We start from the raw sequence: 16,517 nt of genomic DNA on the forward strand, positions 1-16,517 counted from the left end.
GAATGAAAAAATGGCGTACTCTTTAAAAGAATACGCCATCCTTTCATGCTCCGAGATACAACTAGCTTAGACGTTGTCGTACCGCTTCAAACAAACAGACTCCAGATGCTACCGATACGTTCAAGCTTGATACAGAACCGGCCATTGGGATCTTGATTAAATCGTCACAAGTTTCGCGTGTTAGGCGACGCATCCCATCACCTTCTGCTCCCATGACAATGGCTAGCGGTCCGGTGAGTTTCGCTTGGTAAATATCGTGAGTCGCTTCACCTGCAGTGCCAACAAACCACACACCTTGTTCTTGCAACGCTCGCATCGTTCTCGCAAGGTTAGTGACTCGCACCAAAGGAACGGTCTCAGCGGCGCCACAAGCGACTTTACTTACAGTAGGCGTCAACGGTGCTGACTTATCTTTAGGGACTATCACAGCCGCTACACCGGCCGCATCAGCATTACGCAAGCACGCGCCGAGATTGTGAGGATCGGTAACGCCATCAAGCACAAGCAGCAATGGCGACTCTTGACCGGCAAGCAAGTCGTCTAAGTCATTTTCATTCAGCGATTTAGCTGGAGTGACACGAGCAATCACTCCTTGGTGATTGGCGCCTTTGGCTTTATCGTCCAACACTTTTCGCCCCATCTGCTGAATAGACACACCAATAGCTTGCAACTCGTTAATCAATGGCAGTAGACGATCATCTTGTCGACCTTTGAGCACGTAGGCTTCTTTAAAACGTAGCGGATCACGTTCAAGTACTGCTTTGACTGCGTGAATGCCATATATAAATTCGTTGCTCATGTTACCTGCCTAATTATTGGACGACGGATTATCCGCTTTTCGATTTGCGCGGCGCAGTTTAGCCTTTTTACGCGCATTTTTCACTTTACTGTGACCATCTTGTTTCATCTCTTGGCCATCAGGACGTTTAGTCGGTTCGACAAATGGTTTACTGCCCGATTGTTTGGCTTTAATTTGTACTTTTTTCTTAGTGCGGGCTTTTTTATCAGCATTTGCCGCACGTTTTTTAGCCGTTTTCCCTTTACCTCTAGGTTGCCGCTCACTACCGACCATTTCAAAATCAATTTGCTTACTATCGAGGTGCACAGACAATACCTTTACCTTCACGGCGTCACCTAATCGATAGACCATGCCGGAGCTTTCTCCAACTAAGCGCGCGCCAATAGGATCGAACTGATAGTAGTCATTGGCTAATGTAGAAATGTGAACCAAACCATCGATGTGAAGATCGGTTAACCGCACAAAGAAACCAAAGCCGGTTACGTTAGCAATGACCCCTTCAAGCTCATCACCCACATGGTCTTGCATGTATTCACACTTGAGCCAATCGGCCACTTCGCGCGTCGCATCGTCGGCACGACGCTCTGTCATTGAGCACTGCTCACCATATCCGTCCATGTCGTCAAACGAATAATGATACCCACCCGTTGGCGTCCATCGATCCGTAGCGCGACCTTCATGCTTAGCAATCAGGTACTTAATCGCACGGTGCAGCAGCAAATCGGGGTAACGTCGAATTGGCGAGGTAAAGTGTGCGTACCGTTTTAATGCCAAACCAAAGTGCCCTACATTGTCGGGGTTGTATACCGCTTGCTTCATCGAACGCAACAACATGGTTTGAATAAGTTCTTTATCTGGACGTTCACCCACTTTACGTATCAGCGTTGCATAATCAGTGGGGGACGGTGCTAAACCACCTTCAATGGTTAAACCTAGCTCACCTAAAAAGTCCTTAAATCCTTGCAGTTTCTCTTCACCTGGGGTTTCGTGAATTCGATACAAAGATGGCTCTTTGGCTTTCTCGACCAAGCTGGCGGATGCGATGTTGGCCAATATCATGCACTCTTCGATGATCTTGTGCGCATCGTTGCGCACAACAGGTTCAATGCGATCAATTTTACGTTCCGCATTAAAAATGAACTTCGCTTCGACCGTTTCAAACTCAATGGCTCCGCGCTGATCACGTGCATGCTTAAGCACCTGATACATATTGTGCAGTTCAATGAGGTGCGGTACGACCGCTTGATAACGGTCTATGAGCTCGGCGTTGCCCTCTAAAATATCGTTAACCTTATTGTAGGTAAGACGGGCATGCGAGTTCATCACCGCTTCATAATGTTTGTAACCTGAGAGTTTACCGGTAGCAGAAATGGTCATTTCACACACCATACACAGTCGGTCGACTTGCGGATTCAGAGAACAGAGACCATTCGATAACACTTCAGGAAGCATTGGGACAACTTGCGACGGAAAGTACACCGAGTTACCACGATGAATAGCTTCTTTGTCCAGAGCGGTATCAGGGCGAACATAATAACTGACGTCAGCAATGGCCACCCATAGGCGCCAGCCGCCGCTTTTTTTCTTTTCACAGAAAACCGCGTCATCAAAATCTCGAGCATCCTCACCATCAATCGTCACCAGAGGCAAATCTCGTAAATCGACCCGACCCACTTTCGCCTCTTCTGGCACCTCTTCACCCAGGTTGGCAATCTGTTTGTTAACCTCTTCTGGCCACTCATGTGGGATCTGGTGAGTACGGATAGCAATTTTCGTTTCCATTCCAGGTGCCATATTTTCACCCAGTACTTCGACCACTTTTCCCATCATGCCTCGAGAACGGCTACCCCTGTCGGTGATCTCAACCACCACCACATTACCCATACGAGCACTGGATTTGTGCTCCACAGGAATGAGGATGTCATGGCTGATTCGCGAGTCATCAGGGACGACATAACTGTACCCATATTCTAGGAAAAATCGCCCTACTATTTGGGTTTTTCGCTCTTCTAGGATGCGTACAAGACGACCTTCTTTGCGACCGCGCTTGCTATTATCTGTAGGTTGAACCAACACAAAATCACCGTGGATCACCGTGCGCATCTGATGGTGCGGAAGAACGATGTCATCTTCTTTTTTACCACCTTCTGGCCGAACCCATCCGTGCCCATCTTTGTGGCCAATCACATAACCTTTAATCATTTCCAGCTTATCTGGGAGTGCGTAACATTGACGACGAGTAAACACCAATTGTCCATCGCGCTCCATTGCGCGCAGACGCCGACGAAGGCCTTCATAATGGTCTTCACCCGTCAGTTTTAGCGCGTCAAAAAGATCGTTGCGGTTCATAGGTACACCCGCAGCCTCTAAATACGAAAGAATATACTCTCGACTTGGGATTGGGTTTTCATAGTTTTGGGATTCACGCTCAGCATGAGGGTCGAGATGGCTAGAGTCAGACATAGAAGGTCGCTCGCAAAATGTTGATAAGCTTAGTATAACCAACCTAGGCACAAAATGATTGTCGATAGAGCAATTTCTTTGCTCTGTTGATGCCCCACAACGTCTGTAGCATCGCATCGACCGTCATCAGTTGGTCCATAATCGGGATGACGCTCAAACATTTAACCATTAACACCCTGTCCTTTGCACAAACCCCGCAAAAATAGAACGCCATATTATATAAACGGCATGAAAGTTGATTATTATTTATTCACTCATTAGACCGGTGAGCCTTTTGCCACAGATCAAGGAAGAACGAATGAATCTAACCCTACAGAGAAAACTCTATCTCGTTTTAGCTGCAATGGCGGTTGCAGGACTCGCCATTATCATCACACTATTTTCTGAAATGAGCAGCGTAATCTATAACGAGCGTGAAGCACTGCTGAAAAGCGAAGTTGCGCAAGTGAAGCAATCCTATGACAATCTAGTTCGAGAGGCGGCATCAGGAAAGATCACGGATGAGCAAGCAAAGACTCAATTTATTCAATTAATAAACCAATCTCGATGGGGTGAGAATCTAGATGGTTATTTCTGGATACAAGACTCGACTCCCACTATGATCGATCATCCACTTAAGCCAGCATTAAATGACCGTTTTCTAGGCGACATAACCGATCAAAATGGACTGACGTTGTTTATTGAAATGGCCAAGATTAAAAATGGAGCATTAGAGTATTACTGGGCCAAGCCTGACGATCCGGAAGGTTCATACCCAAAACTCTCTTATCTTGTCTATTTAGACAAATGGGACTGGATAGTGGGTACCGGTCTGTATACTGATGACATCAATGCACAAGTACTCAACACCGAGATTAAAATTGGCAGCATTGTACTGCTCATTTTATCCGTCGCGATGATTACCTTAAGTAAAGTATTTGGAGACACGATTAAACAGCTTGGAGGCGAACCAACCGACATCACGCAACTGGCTGGGAATATTGCAGAAGGTCATTATCAAACTGACACCCCTGACACAGTAAACCCAGATACGATTGCAGGCAGTATCTATAGGATCAACAACAAATTAACGTCAACGCTTAGCGATATACAACGTTCTTCAGTGGCTCTCACCGAAAACATCACCGAGCAGCAAGATGTTTACGCCAAAATGAATTCCAACAGTTCGAACATCACCCGCCAACTCGACACCGTTGCGACAGCCACCAACGAAATGAGTGCCTCCATTGCTGAGATTACTGCAAATGCCACACAATCGAGCGACCTAATGAGCGAGATGAACGCAAGTGCAGAAACGGGTAAATCATCGGTCACTGACACGAGTCGAATCATAGATCAAATCGCCAATAAAGCTGAATCGATGAATATTGATATGAGTGATCTAGCCAGTGAAGCGCATAATGTATCGGGCATCGTTGAGACCATTCAATCTATTGCTGAGCAAACCAATCTGTTGGCTCTTAATGCGGCAATTGAAGCGGCACGAGCGGGCGAACAAGGGCGCGGATTTGCAGTGGTCGCCGATGAAGTTCGAACGCTTGCGACCCGCTCTCAAGACTCGACCGACGAAATTCAAAGCATGCTCAACTCCTTGCTCAATAAAGTCGATGGCACCAAAGAGTCGATAGCAAGTACACTCGATATGGCGAAAACAGCAACGGGGATATCACAAAGCGCGGTCGAGAAAATTCAAAACATCACGGAGGTAGTGTCTACGGTTTCTGATCTCAACTTTCAGGTAGCGACGGCTGTCGAGCAACAGTCTTCCGTGAGTAATGAAATCAGTCAGTCCATTGTGTCGATTAAGGACTCCGCGGATGAAAACAGCCAGCAAGTCGCGATTATGAAGGCTCAAACAATCGAATTGGAACAGTCGAATGCGACGCTCAACCTCGCTATCCAAAAGCTTTCGAAATCAAACTAGAGGGTATTGAAAAGCTGACTCTCAACGGCGCGCCGTTGAGGCGCGACTTTATGACCGTGAAAATAGTATCTTTGCACTGTGTTCCATCTTATTTTGAGCAGAACAATTAGCCAATAAAAAAGTCCTTCTTTATGAAGGACTTTTTTGATTACCAAAATGTTTCTCGCCGCTTGGCTCTGGCCACTATATTTTGTGGCATTCTTTGCTCAAGACCTTCGCGTAGCATCGCGATTCGACGGTGAATTTGTTTATCGGCTGTCACAGAGTTGTATAGCCAACGGTACGCATCTTCATAGTCCAACGGGCTACCATAATCGTGCAGTAGCAGTTCGGCCAACTGGATCCGTGCGCGTAAGTTCCCCATTGAGGCGGCTTCACGTAAATAAGGAATAGCACGCTCTTTATCTTGTTGGACCAATGTCCCTCGAGAGTAGTAACGTCCTAACTGCTCTAGTGCAGTAGGCAAACCTTGATGTGCGGCATTTTCCATATAATAAATACCGAGCTCAACGTCCTGCGAAACACATACTCCCCAAGCAAGCATGTCACCATACAAAAACTCGTACGATGGCAGACTGATCCGCGTAGCGCGCGCCACAATATCTTCAACCAACTGGCAACCGTCAGCTTTCACTTGTTCTAAATGTTTACCCTGCTCTATCCAATCTATCAATTCCGCTTCACTGTATATGGGGACAGGCTCCCCCACAGCTGCAATATTCGCATGACTTAGAGATGAGCTTATCGCCAATAATACACTCGCGGTGATCGCTTTTAATTTCATTACGCACCTTGTTTACTGACTGTTCTTATTTAGCGGCAATCTTTGTCCTAGCTTTAGTAATTTTTACACTTTGATGGGCGATAGAGGCAAATACTTGCCACCCAAGGATCCTAAAAGATCCTTTGATCCGCATTGTCACTTAACTTACAGACACAAAAAAACCGGCCTAAGCCGGTTTTTAACATCAAAAGACCATCGATGAATTACACTTCAAATGGGTGTACTTTAATGATGGTTTCTAGGCGATCTGGGCCAGTTGAGATAATGTCAACTGGGACGCCTGTAAGCTCTTCTATGCGCTTAACGTAGTTCAATGCAGCTTGAGGTAGCTCATCCAGTGATTTCGCACCAAATGTTTTTTCAGGCCAACCAGGCATTGTTTCGTAAATAGGAGTCGCTTGATCAAAAGCTTCAGCAGCCATTGGCGATACTTCAAGAACTGAACCATCGGCCATTTTGTAGCCGGTACAAATCTTAAGCTCTTCAAGACCATCAAGAACATCTAGTTTAGTTAAGCAAAAGCCAGTCACTGAGTTAATTTGGATTGCGCGACGCATAGCGACAGCATCAAACCAACCTGTACGACGTAAACGACCAGTTGTCGCACCAAACTCATGGCCAACATCGCCCAGATGCTTACCTACTGGATCTTGTTTATCTAGACCATCGTAAAGCTCTGTTGGGAATGGACCCGAGCCAACGCGCGTACAGTACGCTTTCGCAATACCGAGAATGTAACCTAGGTGCGCTGGACCAAAGCCAGAGCCTGCAGCAACGCCACCAGCGGTAGTGTTTGAAGAGGTTACGTACGGGTAAGTACCGTGGTCAATGTCTAAAAGCGTACCTTGAGCACCTTCAAACATGATTTTGTCACCACGCTTGCGAGCCGCGTCTAGCTCGTCGGTTACATCGATAACCATTGAGGTCAATAGATCGGCGTAGCCCATCGCTTGCTCAAGCACTTCTTCGTAGCTAACAGTGTCGGTTTTGTAGTAGTTTTCTAGCTGGAAGTTATGGTACTCCATCACTTCTTTAAGCTTCACTGCGAAGGCTTCTTTATCGAAAAGATCACCAACACGCAGACCACGACGAGACACTTTATCTTCGTACGCAGGACCAATACCACGACCTGTAGTACCGATAGCTTTTTTACCACGAGCAAGTTCACGAGCTTGATCAAGTGCAACGTGATAAGGCAATATCAGCGGACATGCTTCTGAGATAAATAGACGTTCGCGAACAGGAATGCCACGCTCTTCAAGAGGCTTCATCTCTTTAAGCAGTGCATCTGGTGACAATACAACACCATTGCCAATAACACATTTTGTGTTGTTGCGAAGAATACCTGAAGGAATAAGATGGAGAACGGTTTTCTCACCGTCAATGACAAGAGTATGCCCAGCGTTATGTCCGCCTTGGTAGCGAACCACATATTTTGCATCTTCTGTTAAAAGGTCTACGATTTTACCTTTACCTTCGTCACCCCATTGGGTGCCAAGAACGACTACGTTATTTCCCATTTTTCCAATCTGAATAGTGGTTAAAAAAGGATTCTAGCACCGAAAAAGTGACTTTGCAGTCATTTTTTAGTCATTTAATACTAAAATGCTTGAGTAAATGTTTAAAACCGAGATCGGTTTGCTGAATAGTAATTCAGCCAAACATAAGGATCATCACGGCTCCCGCCACAAATAGGCATCCACCAATTCGTCTCAACTGGTTATCATCTTGGCTGGCAAGTTGGGCAACCATGTTTCTCCACCCCTTTGGATGGATGAAGGGACCCGCTCCTTCGACGATTAAAACTATTCCAAACGCGATCCAAATTGATTCTGACATGACTTCCCTCTTCTTGAGCCAAACGGCCCATTTGAGCTAAATAGCATTTAAATGGCCCTACAAACAAATAAGGACTCCCTAGGGAGCCCTTATTGACGATCAACGAAGACTATTTAGCGCCGTTAGCATCGTTCATGTACTTAAAGAAGTCACTGTTTGGATCAAGGACAAGAATGTCACTTTTCTCTGCAAATGATTTCTCGTAGGCACTGAGTGAACGAAGGAAGCTGTAGAACTCAGGATCTTTGCTGTAAGCCGTCGAATAGATAGAAGCCGCTTCTGCGTCTGCATCACCTCGAGTTACACGAGCCGTTCTGTCCGCTTCCGCTAACACGGTTGCTACTTCTAGCTCCGCTTGTGCACGAATAACTTCCGCTTTCTCACGACCTTGTGAACGGTGCTTACGAGCAACCGATTCACGCTCTGCGCGCATACGTTGATAAATCGATTCACTGATTTCATCAGGAAGGTTGATTTTCTTCATTCGGAAGTCAACCACATACACACCCAAGTCTTTCATAGCACTTTCACGAGTATCGTTCAGTACTTCTTCCATGATCTTGTCACGTTCACCGTCAATCTCAGCAGCTTGTCTAGCCGCTTCTGTGACGGTTTCGTCAAGTTCAAGATCATCTGGCAATACGTCTCTGTTACGAGGACCAGAAACAATCTGCTTGATGTCGCGAGAACCGATCTCTGAACGAAGTACGTCTGTCACTTTACGCTCAAGTAGTGCTTGAGCCGTCAGCGCGTTACCGCCACCAGTCGCCAGGTAGTATTGACCGAAATCTTCGATACGCCATTTTACGTACGAATCGATGATAACGTCTTTTTTCTCTGAGGTGACGAAACGGTCTGACTGACCATCCATAGTTTGAATACGTGCATCTAAGCGCTTAACGTTATCAAACAACGGCATCTTAAAGTGAATCCCAGGCTCATAGATTTTTGAGGCTTCCGTGTTATCCACTTTAAGCACTCGGCCAAAACGGATCACGATACCGCGCTCGCCTTCTGGAATGACAAACAGAGACATCAATGCAATGATCACTAGAATCACAATGCTTGGGACAAATAATTTACGAAGCATAATTAGAATCTCCCTTGACGAGTAGACGTGGAGCTTGAGCTAGACGTACTAGTGCTGCTTGAGCTTGTCGAAGAAGAGTCAAGTTCGATTTGATCATAACTAGAGTCAGAACGGGTAGCGCGTTTTGATTGCGTGGCTGTCCCTTGCTCGGCAATCTTATCGATTGGCAAGTACAAAAGGTTACCGCTTGATTCCGAATCAATCAGCACTTTAGAAGTGTTGGTGTACACCTCTTCCATTGTGTCTAGGTACAGACGATTACGAGTCACTTCTGGAGCCGCTTGGTATTCAGGTAACAGTTTCTCGAACTGTGCAACCTGACCATAAGCTTCATTTGTTACACGTTCGCTGTAACCCAAAGCTTCTTTCTTGAGACGTTCAGCACGACCTGTTGCCTTAGGCAAGATTTCGTTCTTGTACGCTTCTGCCTCACGAATGTAACGCTCTTCATCTTCTCGCGCAGCGATAGCATCATCAAAAGAGTCTTTAACTTGCTCCGGTGGACGCGAGGACTGGAAGTTGACATCGACAACAATCAAGCCCATATCGTACACGTCGATAATTCGGTTCAGTTCTTCTTGAGTACTTTGACGAATCTGTTGACGGCCACTGGTCAGGATACTATCCATTAAGGAGTCACCAATAACGGCACGTAGAGCTGAATCAGTCGCTTGACGCAAGCTATCATCAGCGTTGGTTACGCGATATAGGTATTTGTATGGATCCGCCACACGGTACTGAACACCCATTGCAACCGTCACTACGTTCTCGTCTTTTGTCAACATGGTTCCAGAGGCTTGCAATGCACGAATCGCTTGTACGTTAACCGATTGAACTTCATCAATAAAGGTAGGTGCCCAGTTAAGACCGGGATCTACTATCGAATGAAATTTACCCAGACGTAAGACGACACCGCGCTCCGCTTCGCCAACCGTATAGATACCTGAGGCACCCCATACGCCAACCGCGATTGCTGCGATAAGCCCCATTCCAATAAAGCCGCCATTGCCAGAAGATGCACCGCCACCACTGCCGCCTTTTTTGCCTAGTCCACCGAGCTTTTGGCTCAGCTTACTGAATACTTCATCCAAGTCTGGTGGTCCTTGATTCTTTCCACCGGAGTTGCGGTTGCCACGATCATTATTCCCCCAAGGGTCATTATCGCGGCCATCTTTACCGTTGTTACCGTTGTTATTTCCAGGCTCATTCCACGCCATCAGAAAACTCCATTATTGAGTTTGACGATATAATGTAACAGTCTAATCGATCACTATAAAGTCACCGAAGGCTGCTCCTTCTCTTTTTGTCAGTCTAGCCCAATCGGCTTGCTGCATTCGTACATCGATGCGCAGGTTACCTTGCTCGTCATACGACTCTTGTTGCACGCACTTCATTTGAATAAACAAACTGCGATATTTACCTTGATGACTCGGTGGTATGCATAAGCTCTGGCTAACCATTTCGCTCGCGAGACGTTGAGTCAACGCGTCGAACAGTAGGTCTATTCCTTCGCCTTCCATCGCCGATACCCAAACTCGGGTCGGCACACCTTCATCATTAAACTCGATACGCGGTTTTTGATCTTCCATGCTATCGATTTTATTCATCACCAATAAAGTCGGAACTTCATGGGCATCAATCTCTAGCAAAACCTCGTCGACGGCCGCGATATTCTCACGAAACCTGTCGTCACTGGCATCCACAACATGTAACAAAATGTCAGCTTCTTGCGTTTCTTGCAAGGTTGCTTTAAATGCGGCAACCAAATCATGCGGTAGGTGTCGGATAAATCCAACCGTGTCTGCCAAAATCGCCGGGCCCACATCGTCCAACTCTATCTTTCGAAGTGTTGGGTCCAAGGTCGCAAACAATTGGTCTGCGGCATAAACCCCAGCTTCGGTGATGCGGTTGAACAGTGTTGATTTCCCCGCATTGGTATATCCTACCAAAGAAACCGTAGGAATCTCAGCTCGGTTACGAGCTCGTCTTCCCTGCTCACGTTGCTTAGCTACTCTTTCTAACCTACGCAAAATGGCTTTAATTCGATCACGCAACAAACGTCTATCGGTTTCAAGCTGAGTTTCGCCTGGCCCTCTCAGACCAATCCCACCTTTTTGTCTTTCAAGGTGGGTCCAACCACGTATCAGTCTTGTAGATATATGGCGTAATTGAGCTAATTCAACCTGTAATTTACCTTCGTGAGTTCGAGCGCGCTGTGCAAAGATGTCTAAAATCAAACCGGTACGGTCCAATACTCGACATTGCATCAGTTGTTCTAGGTTGCGTTCTTGTGCCGGTGATAACGCGTGATTGAAGATAACAATATCCGCTTCGTGTAAGCGCACCGCCTCTGCGATCTCCTGCGCTTTGCCTTCTCCGACATAATATTTAACTTGCGGTGCTTGGCGACTGCCAGTCACTACTTGCAATGAATTTACCCCAGCAGAAGAGACGAGCATTTGGAACTCATTTAAGTCTTCCCACTCGCCTTCTTGGGTAAAATTGATGTGAACAAGAATCGCTTGTTCACCGGATTCATAACGGTCAAACAAGCGATGTGTTCCTTATTAATACAACTAGATTGTTCAAAGAGGTGCTTTATTCCTCGGTCTTCTCTGGGCGATCGCCACCGCGCTCGTTACTGCTGTGATGCGTGACCGCACGAGCAGGAACGACAGTAGAAATTGCGTGCTTGTAGACCATTTGATTAACTGTGTTTTTAAGAAGAATCACGAATTGATCGAAAGACTCGATCTGACCCTGAAGTTTAATACCGTTGACCAAATAGATAGACACCGGCACACGCTCACGTCGTAGCGCGTTCAAGAATGGGTCTTGTAAAGATTGCCCCTTAGCCATTGTTATTTTCCTTATTTGTTTGTAATAGTTTTAATTTAGCTAGTGGTTGTAAGCATTTAGCGCAAATTTTGCACCCGAGCTAAACAGTAAACACCTCTTTAAGTACTACTTCCATGCAGAGGTTATTCAAATAATCACTCAAAAAGTGATCAAGTGTTAGATATTACGGCATTTGACAACGTTTCTAAAGCAAGATCTGTGTGATCACTATCAAGCCATGTTAGATCCTTCCACGATCGCAACCATGTGATCTGTCGTTTGGCTAATTGTCTCGTGGCACATACGCCTTTAAAAACGGCCTCATCCAATGAAATGTCACCGTCGAGGTGCTCCCACATTTGACGATAGCCTACACAGCGAATAGAGGGCAAGTCTTTGTGCAAGTCTTTACGCACAAATAACTTTTCGACTTCTTGCTTAAATCCAGCCGCCATCATTTTCTCAAAACGTTGCTCTATTCTGTCATGCAGTACTGAACGCTCTTTAGGCGCAATCGCAAACTGTTTTACTTGGTAAGGGATTGGTTCTCCCTTTTGAGCCGTTAGCTCGGTCAAGCTTTTGCCGGTAATTCGATACACTTCAAGAGCTCGGGAAAGTCGTTGTGGATCGTTAGGATGAATTCGCTTTGCCGAAATCGGATCGATACTGGCAAGTTGTTCATGCATTGCATCCCAACCTAATTGTTGTGCCTGTGCTTCTATCTCTGCTCGAATATCTGGATTCGCGGCGGGTAGCGGGGATAGACCTTCGATCAGTGCTTTGTAATACAGCATCGTGCCCCCTACCAACAAAGGGATTTTTCCTTGCTTCACGATTTCATCCATCTCACGCAAAGCATCACGACGAAAATCGGCGGCGGAATACGATTCGGCAGGATCTAAAATGTCGATCAATCGATGAGGGGCTAATTCTAATTCCCAGGGTGCTGGTTTTGCAGTGCCAATATCCATACCACGGTAGATCAGGGCTGAATCAACACTAATAATCTCTACAGGAAATTTTTGACGTAATTTGATTGCAAGATCCGTTTTACCGGATGCGGTTGGGCCCATTAAAAAGAGCGCCAAGGGCTGTTGAGTCATGATCAATTATCTACTTTGCATTAAACGCCGCAATGGTAGCGGAAAAGTCCACTAGCTGTAACAGGCGCGGGTCATTTAACGGCAACTTTTCTTGCCAAAGGTTTTCAGCGTCAGCAAGCAACTGCACCGCTTGAGATAAAGTATAGTTCGGCTTAACCAATACAGCTTGATGGGTTAACCAGCCTGTAAGTGATTTTAGGTCATTCTGCCCCTTTTGATCATCCAGCCACCCTCCTAACGCGGACATAACATCCGTCAAATTCTTTTCTCTGAGTGGTCCTGGCACAGCCATGATCATGATAGACGACGCAGAAAACTTAAACTGAAATCCAAGGTGTGACAGCTCGTTTTCATGAGCTTGAATGCGAGCCACGGTAGACTGCTCTAAACTTATCTTAAGTGGGATTAGTAAAGGTTGAGGTTTCGGTGATTGAGCTGTTACGCCGCCACCAAGTTGTGAATAGCTTCTTAGCCATTCCAAATAGTGAAGGTTCACCAACCCAGCTTTATCGGCCAGCATCACCAATAGATACACCTCTTCGACAATGGCAATCGACTTATCGATTCGCAATGCAGATAGTGGCAACGATGGGCTAGGTGCTGCATCCACTACACCCTCCACACGATTAGACACTACGCTATCGGTAGTTGTTTGCGACGGCAAGGGTGTCATAAGGGCGCTGTATGCTTCTTGATAAGCCTTGGACACCACAGGCTGAGCGCCTGTATTTGGTTTTGAGGAGGCGATTTTTTTTGTCAGTTGCCCTTTACTTGGTTCTGTAGTTTTTTGCCACTGTGTTCCTGTTGCACTATCACTTATCGCGCGATCTGAACCCGCAAGCACCTGATTGGGGTACGATGGATAAGAAGGTTGAGGTTCCTTTGCTGTAACAGGTTCTGGTTTTTCTTGAACGTTAGTTTCTGTATCCGCGTGATGGAACGCTGAAGCCGTTTTTGGCGTGACATCTACGTGTTCGGCTTGTTGCAGTGCATCTGACAAGCCTTGATAAATAAAGTCGTGCACCAATCGCGCTTGATGAAAACGCACCTCATGTTTTGCGGGATGAACATTCACATCAACTTGTGAGGGATCTAGCTCAATATACAGAACAAACGTGGCGTATTGTTCAGGAGACAATGCTCGCTCATAACTCTGGCGTATCGCATGATTGATGAGTTTATCCTTCATCATTCGACCATTCACGTAGCAATACTGTAAGTCGTTGGTGAGTCTTGCACCCTCCGGTGCCGTGATCCATCCATGCAGCCTTAAGCCTTGATGTTCAACCTCAACGTTGACCATATGACGGACAAAGGCATTGCCGCATACGGCTTGAATACGCTTTTCTGTTTGCTGTGCATTCTTGGCGGCCCGATACTGGCGGACCACTTTACCGTTATGTCGAAGCATCATCGTCACATCCAATCGGCTTAATGCAATTCGCTTAAGCAGTTCGTCAATGTGCGAAAACTCTGTTTTATCGGTTCTTAGAAACTTTTTCCGTGCCGGTGTATTGAAGAAGAGGTCAGCGACTTCAACTGTCGTTCCTTTGGGGTGCGCGGCTGGATCCAACTTCACCGCCATTTCTCGGCCTTCAGCATACGCAGACCACGCTTCACTTTGCGTCGCCGTCCGTGAGGTTAGCGTTAAACGTGAGACCGAACTGATACTGGCTAGGGCCTCGCCACGAAAACCTAAACTACTGATGGCTTCAAGATCGTCCAATGAGTCAATTTTGGACGTTGCATGGCGACTTAATGCGAGTGATAACTCCTGTTTGTTGATGCCACTGCCATTATCACGAATTCGAATGAGCTTACTGCCACCCTTAGACAAATCGATTTCAATCTTGGTTGCTCCAGCATCCAAACTGTTTTCGACCAACTCTTTCACTACCGAAGCTGGTCTTTCTACCACTTCACCTGCAGCAATCTGGTTGGCCAGGCGAGCTGGCAAGATTTTGATTGTCATATTATTTATTTGGGATCACTAATTTTTGGCCTATAGCCAGCTCATCGGAACGAAGGTTATTCGCGCTGCGAACCGCGCTGATGGTCACACCATACTTGGACGCGATCTTACCTAAGTATTCACCTCTAGCCACCGTATGGTAGCGGACGGGTTTGTCCACCAGCTTAACTGTCACCTTCAACTTTTGGCCAACCCTCACCGTATCGCTTCTTAGGTTGTTCTCACGCTTAATCGCTGCAACGGACACTTTGTATTTTTGCGCAATGCTCCCCAAATACTCACCCGACTTAACCACATGTGTCAGCGTTTCCGTTTCTACCGGTTTCACTGAGTTTTGACTTGAGGTGCTGCCTGAAGGTATCGTCAATTTTTGCCCGACCTTGATGGTCGAGCTTTTCAAATTGTTCTCACGCTGAAGCGCACTCGTCGACGTTCCGTAGCGACTGGCAATGACAGACAAAGACTCACCGCTTTTCACTGTATGGTAGGTGGGCGCTGCACTTTGAATTGGCGACACACCTTCGGGTGGATTTTGCTTTAAGTAAGTGATAACCGCATCCGCAAGTGCTTTGGCCAGCTTGTCTTGATGAGAGCGCTGAAACAGCAGTTTTTCTTCAGTTGGATTGGAAATGAAACCCGTCTCAACAAGTACAGATGGGATCTGAGGAGAGCGCAATACAGCCAAACTGGTATTTACCGGTTTGGTTTTGTGCAGCTTTGCGACTTTTCCCATTTCTTTAAGAATTTCTTCTGCCAGTTTATAGCCTTCTTTTTGAGAATAGCTAAATTTGAGGTCTAGCAATGTTTGGTTGACATTTTTATCGTCATTATTGATTACAGTGGCTGAACCACCCAATAATTCTGATTGTCTTTCACTGTTTTCTATCCAACGCGATATTTCTGTATTGGCGCGGCGAGTGTTAAGTACAAACACCGAGCCACCTCTCGGCTGTGGACTGGTAAATGCGTCAGCGTGTATGGATATAAGTAGATGGGCGTTGTTTTCGCGAGCGAGCGCAACTCGGCGATTTAAATTGACAAAGTAATCACCATTGCGAGTCAATCGCGCTTTTACGCCATCAACGGCATTGAGGCGTTGTTCTAACTTGCGAGAGATCGCTAAGGTTGCATTCTTTTCATATTTTTTGGTTGGACCAATTGACCCAGGATCTTCACCACCGTGCCCAGGGTCAATGACGATCAATACATCTTTAGCTCGAGCTATTGGTGCTGACGTAACCTGAGCCGTTGTGGTAGAGGAGCTCGATGTTGATGGTGACGCAACGGACTTCGCCGCATTATGAGGTAAGTCTATGACTAAGCGATGCCCTTTTTGGCCATCTGGCGTCGGAGCAAGCGTAAACAAATTAGGGGTGACTTTTGACTTTAGCTCAAACACCAGTCGATAGCTGGACGATTCTGCAGGCGTACTTTTGCGAATTTTACTTAGAACAGGGCTATCTTTGACCTCAACGGGCAGTGAAGCTTGGTTGGTGCTCTTTTTTACATCTATTACCAAGCGATCGGGAGAGGTAAGACTAAAATAGCTGTACTCTGGCACCGCTTGAGTATCCATTACAATCCGAGTTTCACTGGGAGATGTCCACACCCGAAATTGCTCAATGGTATTCGCTTGAGCTGTAACCGAAACAAGCAGCGTCACAACGCCAAACAAGGCAGTGCAAACTTTTCTCATCCATGACGT

At 46.3% G+C, this 16,517-nt stretch carries 14 protein-coding genes; 1 reads left to right on the forward strand and 13 read right to left on the reverse strand.

Going from position 1 to position 16,517, the window contains the following annotated elements:
* Positions 1-61 precede the first annotated feature (61 nt).
* Genes rlmB through ST37_RS20360 form a run of 3 tightly spaced genes read right to left on the reverse strand, consistent with a single transcriptional unit; the run spans position 62 to position 3,423 of the window.
* Complete coding sequence (gene rlmB, locus ST37_RS08425; RefSeq protein WP_084885437.1) at positions 62-799, reverse strand: 23S rRNA (guanosine(2251)-2'-O)-methyltransferase RlmB; 738 nt, start codon at positions 797-799, stop codon at positions 62-64.
* A gap of 9 nt (positions 800-808) precedes the next feature.
* Positions 809-3,262: a ribonuclease R gene (gene rnr / locus ST37_RS08430; protein WP_084885439.1), complete on the reverse strand. Its 2,454-nt coding sequence runs from the start codon at positions 3,260-3,262 to the stop codon at positions 809-811.
* 29 nt (positions 3,263-3,291) lie between these two features.
* Positions 3,292-3,423, reverse strand: a complete 132-nt coding sequence (locus ST37_RS20360) for a hypothetical protein (RefSeq protein WP_277922137.1) — start codon at positions 3,421-3,423, stop codon at positions 3,292-3,294.
* Between the two features lie 137 nt (positions 3,424-3,560).
* Here ST37_RS20360 and ST37_RS08435 point away from each other — a divergent pair, with 137 nt between their 5' ends.
* Positions 3,561-5,186: a methyl-accepting chemotaxis protein gene (locus tag ST37_RS08435; protein ID WP_084885440.1), complete on the forward strand. Its 1,626-nt coding sequence runs from the start codon at positions 3,561-3,563 to the stop codon at positions 5,184-5,186.
* A gap of 148 nt (positions 5,187-5,334) precedes the next feature.
* Here the strand turns inward: ST37_RS08435 and ST37_RS08440 are convergent, their stop codons facing one another.
* The 10 genes from ST37_RS08440 to ST37_RS08485 form a co-directional block, all read right to left on the reverse strand.
* Positions 5,335-5,970 carry a tetratricopeptide repeat protein gene (locus tag ST37_RS08440; RefSeq protein ID WP_084885442.1) on the reverse strand — a complete coding sequence of 212 codons (636 nt, stop codon included), beginning with the start codon at positions 5,968-5,970 and terminating at the stop codon, positions 5,335-5,337.
* A 203-nt stretch (positions 5,971-6,173) separates the two neighbouring features.
* Positions 6,174-7,490, reverse strand: coding sequence for an adenylosuccinate synthase (locus tag ST37_RS08445; RefSeq protein ID WP_084885444.1), 1,317 nt, complete (start codon positions 7,488-7,490; stop codon positions 6,174-6,176).
* Between the two features lie 133 nt (positions 7,491-7,623).
* The gene (locus ST37_RS08450) at positions 7,624-7,809 is read right to left on the reverse strand and encodes a DUF2065 domain-containing protein (protein ID WP_084885445.1); all 186 of its coding nucleotides are present in this window, start codon (positions 7,807-7,809) and stop codon (positions 7,624-7,626) included.
* Positions 7,810-7,918: 109 nt separating this feature from the next.
* The gene (gene hflC, locus ST37_RS08455) at positions 7,919-8,899 is read right to left on the reverse strand and encodes a protease modulator HflC (RefSeq protein WP_084885447.1); all 981 of its coding nucleotides are present in this window, start codon (positions 8,897-8,899) and stop codon (positions 7,919-7,921) included.
* A 2-nt stretch (positions 8,900-8,901) separates the two neighbouring features.
* Positions 8,902-10,116: an FtsH protease activity modulator HflK gene (hflK, locus tag ST37_RS08460; RefSeq protein WP_084885449.1), complete on the reverse strand. Its 1,215-nt coding sequence runs from the start codon at positions 10,114-10,116 to the stop codon at positions 8,902-8,904.
* A 42-nt stretch (positions 10,117-10,158) separates the two neighbouring features.
* Entirely contained in the window at positions 10,159-11,451 is a 1,293-nt protein-coding gene (hflX, locus tag ST37_RS08465; protein ID WP_084885451.1) for a ribosome rescue GTPase HflX, read from the reverse strand.
* Positions 11,452-11,497: 46 nt separating this feature from the next.
* Positions 11,498-11,758 carry an RNA chaperone Hfq gene (hfq, locus tag ST37_RS08470; protein ID WP_084885453.1) on the reverse strand — a complete coding sequence of 87 codons (261 nt, stop codon included), beginning with the start codon at positions 11,756-11,758 and terminating at the stop codon, positions 11,498-11,500.
* Positions 11,759-11,907: 149 nt separating this feature from the next.
* The gene (gene miaA / locus ST37_RS08475; protein WP_084885455.1) at positions 11,908-12,840 is read right to left on the reverse strand and encodes a tRNA (adenosine(37)-N6)-dimethylallyltransferase MiaA; all 933 of its coding nucleotides are present in this window, start codon (positions 12,838-12,840) and stop codon (positions 11,908-11,910) included.
* A 10-nt stretch (positions 12,841-12,850) separates the two neighbouring features.
* Positions 12,851-14,812: a DNA mismatch repair endonuclease MutL gene (mutL, locus tag ST37_RS08480; protein ID WP_084885456.1), complete on the reverse strand. Its 1,962-nt coding sequence runs from the start codon at positions 14,810-14,812 to the stop codon at positions 12,851-12,853.
* A gap of 1 nt (position 14,813) precedes the next feature.
* Complete coding sequence (locus ST37_RS08485) at positions 14,814-16,508, reverse strand: N-acetylmuramoyl-L-alanine amidase (RefSeq protein WP_242426262.1); 1,695 nt, start codon at positions 16,506-16,508, stop codon at positions 14,814-14,816.
* Between the last annotated feature and the right edge of the window lie 9 nt (positions 16,509-16,517).

It is taken from the genome of Vibrio sp. qd031, assembly GCF_002100145.1.
Classification (GTDB): Bacteria; Pseudomonadota; Gammaproteobacteria; order Enterobacterales; family Vibrionaceae; genus Vibrio.